Source organism: Micromonospora acroterricola, from assembly GCF_003172955.1.
Lineage (GTDB): Bacteria > Actinomycetota > Actinomycetes > Mycobacteriales > Micromonosporaceae > Micromonospora > Micromonospora acroterricola.
The window spans coordinates 1-5256 of sequence record NZ_QGKR01000205.1 but is presented as its reverse complement, the minus strand read 5'-3'; the positions used below and the strand labels follow the sequence as shown (position 1 = coordinate 5256).

Below are 5256 nucleotides of genomic sequence, written 5' to 3'. Positions count from 1 at the left end.
CTCACGGACCTGACCCATCCCACCCCCGCCCGCGATCCTGCGCGGTCTGCCCGGTCATAGCGGGCGGGCCGCCGTGGGGCAGACCGGAGCGGCCAGGTCGCGTGGGGTTCGGGGTTGGTTCTAAGGAGAGATTGCTGATGCCTCAGGGGAAGCCGAGCACGGTGCCGGCCGACGGGTTGACCACCCGGCAGCGTCGTCACCGGCCGCTGCTGATCGTCCACACCGGACAGATGAAGGGAAAGTCCACCGCCGCCTTCGGGCTGGCGCTGCGGGCGTGGACGGCCGGCCTGCCGGTCGGGGTGTTCCAGTTCGTCAAGAGCGCCAAGTGGCGGGTGGGGGAGGAGAACGCCTTCCGGGCCCTCGGCGAGGTGCACGAGCGCACCGGCCAGGGCGCCCCGGTGGCGTGGCACAAGATGGGCGAGGGCTGGTCCTGGATCCAGCGCGGCGCCGACGCCGACCACGCCGCCGACGCCCTGGAGGGCTGGCGGCAGATCCAGCGCGACCTGGCCGCCGAGCGCTACGGGCTGTACGTGCTGGACGAGTTCACCTACCCGATGAAGTGGGGCTGGGTGGACGTCGACGAGGTGGTGGCCACCCTGGCCGACCGTCCCGGCTTCCAGCACGTGGTCATCACCGGCCGGGACGCCGACCCGCGGCTGGTCGCCGCCGCCGACCTGGTGGCCGAGCTGACCAAGGTCAAGCACCCGATGGACGCCGGCCAGAAGGGCCAGAAGGGCATCGAGTGGTGACCATCGCCGCCGAGCCCTGGCCGCTGCCCCGGGTGGTGATCGCCGCCCCGGCCAGCGGCCACGGCAAGACCACCGTCGCCACCGGGATGCTCGCCGCGCTGCGCGACCGGGGCCTGACGGTCAGCCCGCACAAGGTCGGCCCGGACTACATCGACCCCGGCTACCACGCCCTCGCGGCCGGCCGGCCGGGGCGCAACCTCGACCCGTTCCTGGTCGGCGCGGAGCGGATCGCCCCGCTGCTGCGCCACGGCGCGAGCGTCCCGACGCCCGCCGACGTGGCCGTGGTGGAGGGCGTGATGGGCCTGCACGACGGCGCGGTCGGCCGCCGCGACTACGCCTCCACCGCGCACGTCGCCCGGCTGATCGAGGCGCCCGTGCTGCTGGTGCTGGACACCACCGCGCAGGGCCGCTCGGCCGCCGCGCTGGCGCTGGGCATGGCCGCGTTCGACCCGGCCGTGCGGATCGGCGGGGTGATCCTCAACCGGGTCGGCTCGCCCCGCCACGAGACGCTGCTGCGCGACGCCCTCGCGGAGGTGGGCGTGCCGGTGCTCGGTGCGGTCGCCCGGGCCGCCGAGGTGGCCGCCCCGGCCCGGCACCTGGGGCTGATCCCGGTCGCCGAGCGGGCACCCGAGTCCCTCGCCATCGTCACCGCCCTGGCCGAGCTGGTCGAGGCCACCGTGGACCTCGACGCGGTGCTCGACCTGGCCCGGTCCGCCCCACCGCTGACCGCCCCGGCCTGGGACCCGGTCGCCGCCGTCGGTGGTCCGGCCGGCGCGCAGCGACCGCTGGTCGCGCTCGCCGGTGGCCCGGCCTTCACCTTCTCCTACGCGGAGACCGCCGAGCTACTCGCCGCCGCCGGCGCGGACGTCGTCACCGTCGACCCGCTGCACGATCCCGCGCTGCCCGCCGGCACCCGCGCGGTGGTGATCGGCGGAGGCTTCCCCGAGGCGTACGCGGAGGCGCTGGCCGGCAACACGGCGCTCCGCGCCGAGCTGGCCGCCTTCGACGGGCCGGTCGTGGCCGAGTGCGCCGGGCTGCTCTACCTCGGACGGTCCCTGGACGGCGCGCCGATGTGCGGCCGGCTGGACCTGACCGCCCGGATGACCGGCCGCCTCACCCTCGGCTACCGGGAGGCCGTGGCGGTCACCGACTCCCCGGTGGCCCGGGCCGGCGAGCCGGTACGCGGGCACGAGTTCCACCGCACCAGCACCGACCCGGGGCACGGCGACCGGCCGGCGTGGCGCTGGGACGGCGCGGAGCACGGCTTCGTCGCCGGCCGGGTGCACGCCTCCTACCTGCACACCCACTGGGCCGGTCACCCCGGTGCCGCCCGCCGTCTCGTGGAGGCGTGCCGATGAGCGCCGACGGCGGCGTCGGCGCCCGGACGGTGGCCACGCTGACCGGGGTGGGCGTCGGGCCGGGCGACCCGGAGCTGCTCACCGTCAAGGCGGTGCGGGTGCTGGGCGAGGCCGACCTGGTCTTCGTACCCGTCATGGCGGAGCAGGCCCAGCAGACCGGGACCACCGGTCCACCGCCGGCGGGCGCGGACGCCGGGCGCGCCGAGCAGACCGTGCGGGCGCACGTCGCGGCCGACCGGCTGCGCCGGCTGCCGTTCGCCCTGGACGACCGGGGCGGGGTGACGGCCCGCCGGGCGGCGGCCTGGGACGCCGCCGCGCGGGTCGTGGTCGAGGCGATCGACTCGGGCGCCCGGTCGCTGGCCTTCGCCACCATCGGCGACCCGAACGTCTACTCCACGTTCGGCTACCTGGCGCAGAGCGTCCGGGCGCTGCGCCCGGACGTGCGCGTGGCGACCGTGCCCGGCGTCACCGCCATGCAGGAGCTGGCCGCGCGCAGCGGCACCCCGCTGTGTGAGGGCCGTGAACCGCTGACCCTGCTGCCGGCCACCGCCGGGCTGGCGCTCTTCGCCGACGCGCTGGCCGGCCCGGGCACCGTGGTCGCCTACAAGGGCTGGCGGCGGCACCCGGAGCTGCTCGCCGAGCTGCGCCGCCAGGGCCGTCTCGCCGACGCCGTGCTCGGCCGCAGCCTGGGCCTGCCCGGCGAACGCGTCGGCCCGGTCGACGACACCGCGCACGACCTGCCGTACCTGTCGACGCTGCTGGTCCCGGCCCGCCGCGACCACCGAGGAGGAAAACTGTGACCAGCGACGGCAAGGTGTGGTTCGTCGGCGCCGGACCCGGGGCGGCGGACCTGCTGACCCTGCGGGCAGCCCGGGTCATCGCCGAGGCCGACATCGTCATCTGGGCGGCCAGCCTGGTGCACGCCGACGTGCTCGCACACGCCCGGGCCGGCGCGGAGATCGTCGACTCGTCGCAGCTGCCCATCGAGGGGGTGCTCCCGCTCTACCAGCGGGCCGCCGAACAGGGGCTGACCGTGGCCCGGATCCACTCCGGCGACCCGGGGCTCTGGGGCGCGGTGCAGGAGCAACTGGACCTGTGCCGGGCGCTCGGCATGGCCGTCGAGATCATCCCCGGGGTCTCGTCGTTCACCGCCGTCGCGGCGATCGTCGGACGGGAGCTGACCGTCCCCGAGGTCGCGCAGTCGGTGATCCTCACCCGGCTGGAGGGCGGCAAGACCCCGATGCCGCCCGGGGAGCGGGTCCGCGACTTCGCCCGGCACGGCACCACCATGGCGCTGTTCCTCTCCGCGGCCCGCTCCGGGCAGGTGCAGGCCGAGTTGCTGGCCGGCGGCTACCCGGAGGACACCCCGGCCGTCGTGGCGTACCAGGCGACCTGGCCGGACGAGCTGGTGGTGCGCTGCACGGTCGGCACCCTGGAGGCGACGGTCAAGCAGCACCGGCTGTGGAAGCACACCCTCTTCCTCGTCGGGCCGGCGCTGGCCGCCGAGGGCACCCGCTCGCACCTGTACCACCCCGGGCACTTCCACACCTTCCGCCGGGCCGAGCCGACCGCCCGTGCCGAGCTGCGCCGCCGCGCCGGCGCCCGCACCGGCGGGGCCGTCCAGGACGGCGGCGAGCCGGCCACACCGGATCACGGGCCCACCCCGTGACGTACGCCGAGCCGCCGCTGCGCGAGCCGGACCTGCCGCGTACCGCGAAGGTCCGGCCCACGGCGCTGCGTACCGGCTGGACCACGGGCGCCTGCGCGACGGCGGCGGCCAAGGCCGCGGTCACCGCGCTGGTCACCGGCGCGGCCCCGCCGGAGGTGGAGATCGGGTTGCCCGCCGGGCGGCGGGTGCGGTTCCCGGTGGCCCGGTGCGAGCTGGCCGGGACCCCGCCGACCCGGGCCGAGGCGGTGGTGGTCAAGGACGCCGGTGACGACCCGGACGTCACCCACGGCGCGGAGCTGACCGCCACCGTCGACTGGACCGACGCCCCCGGGCTGCGACTGGACGGCGGTCCCGGCGTCGGCACGGTCACCAAACCGGGTCTCGGACTCGCGGTCGGCGGCCCGGCGATCAACGACACCCCCCGCCGGATGATCAGTGAGGCGGTGGCCGAGGTCGTGGACCTCAGCGAGGTCGGTGTCCGGGTGGTGATCAGCGTTCCCCGGGGCGAGATCATGGCCCGCAAGACCACCAACCGGCGGCTCGGCATCCTCGGCGGCATCTCGATCCTCGGCACCACCGGCATCGTCCGGCCCTTCTCCACGGCCTCCTGGCGGGCCAGCGTGGTGCAGGCCGTGCACGTGATGGCCGCCCAGGGCGAGCGGACCGTGGTGCTCTGCACCGGCGGGCGCACCGAACGGGCCGCCCGCGCGCTGCTGCCCGAGCTGCCCGAGGTCTGCTTCGTCGAGGTCGGCGACTTCACCGGCGCCGCGGTCACCGCCGCCGTGGGCGACGCGATGACCGGGGTGGTCTTCGTCGGCATGGCCGGCAAGCTGGCCAAACTCGCCGCCGGGGTGCTCATGACCCACTACACCCGCTCCGCGGTGGACCTCTCCCTGCTCGGCGCCGTGACCGCCGAGGCCGGTGGTGACCCGGCGCTGGTCGCCGCGGTGACAGAGGCGAACACCGGCCGGCACGCGTACGAGCTGTGGGAGGGCGCCGGCCTGCTCGGCCCGGCCGGGGACCTGCTGTGCCAGCGGGTCCGCCAGGTGCTCCTGCGGTTCGCCGAGCGGGCGGTCACCGTGGACGTGGCCATGGTGGACTTCGCCGGCGCCCGGGTGGTCGCCTCCTCCGGCCGGTGGCCCCGGTGACCCCGGTGACCCCGGTGACCGTGGTCGGTCTCGACGCCGCCGGCGCGCCGCCGCACCCCGCCCTCGCGCCGGTGCTGGCCACCGCCGGGCTGGTGGTCGGGGCCGCCCGGCACCTGGCCGCGGTGCCCGTGCCGCCCGGCGCGGCCACCATCACTCTCGGCCCGCTCGCCCCCGCCGTGCACCGGCTGGCCGCGGCCGTCGCCGACGGGGTGCCGGCCGTGGTGCTGGCCAGCGGCGATCCCGGCCTGTTCGGCATCGTCCGCCGGCTGCGCGCCACCGGGCTGCCGCTGCGGGTGGTGCCGGCCGTGTCCAGCGTGGCCGCCGCGTTCGCC

Annotated in this window: 5 protein-coding genes and 1 pseudogene; all 6 read left to right on the top strand. The window is 76.7% G+C overall.

What is annotated here, in order from left to right; all coding sequences use genetic code 11:
- The first annotated feature begins 137 nt into the window (after positions 1 to 137).
- Entirely contained in the window at positions 138 to 749 is a 612-nt protein-coding gene (gene cobO, locus DKT68_RS16725; protein WP_109818342.1) for a cob(I)yrinic acid a,c-diamide adenosyltransferase, read from the top strand.
- A gap of 2 nt (positions 750 to 751) precedes the next feature.
- Positions 752 to 2107 carry a cobyrinate a,c-diamide synthase gene (locus tag DKT68_RS16720; RefSeq protein WP_109818344.1) on the top strand — a complete coding sequence of 452 codons (1356 nt, stop codon included), beginning with the start codon at positions 752 to 754 and terminating at the stop codon, positions 2105 to 2107.
- Positions 2104 to 2907 (top strand): precorrin-2 C(20)-methyltransferase, encoded by an 804-nt coding sequence (gene cobI, locus DKT68_RS16715; protein ID WP_109818341.1) that lies wholly within the window; start codon positions 2104 to 2106, stop codon positions 2905 to 2907. The genes DKT68_RS16720 and cobI overlap by 4 nt, the downstream gene beginning before the upstream one ends.
- The gene (gene cobM, locus DKT68_RS16710; protein ID WP_201749073.1) at positions 2904 to 3776 is read left to right on the top strand and encodes a precorrin-4 C(11)-methyltransferase; all 873 of its coding nucleotides are present in this window, start codon (positions 2904 to 2906) and stop codon (positions 3774 to 3776) included. The genes cobI and cobM overlap by 4 nt, the downstream gene beginning before the upstream one ends.
- A complete protein-coding gene (locus DKT68_RS16705; RefSeq protein ID WP_109818340.1) occupies positions 3773 to 4924 on the top strand; it encodes a cobalt-precorrin-5B (C(1))-methyltransferase in 1152 nt (383 codons plus the stop codon). Before cobM ends, DKT68_RS16705 begins: the two co-directional genes overlap by 4 nt.
- Before the next feature lie 2 nt (positions 4925 to 4926).
- Positions 4927 to 5256: pseudogene (locus DKT68_RS16700) on the top strand (SAM-dependent methyltransferase); the annotation flags it as partial.

What these genes read in the sequence shown, in the direction of transcription:
- cobO (WP_109818342.1), top strand. Translation starts at nt 138, where the DNA reads ATGCCTCAGGGGAAGCCGAGCACGGTGCCGGCCGACGGGTTGACCACC.
- cobI (WP_109818341.1), top strand. Translation starts at nt 2,104, where the DNA reads ATGAGCGCCGACGGCGGCGTCGGCGCCCGGACGGTGGCCACGCTGACC.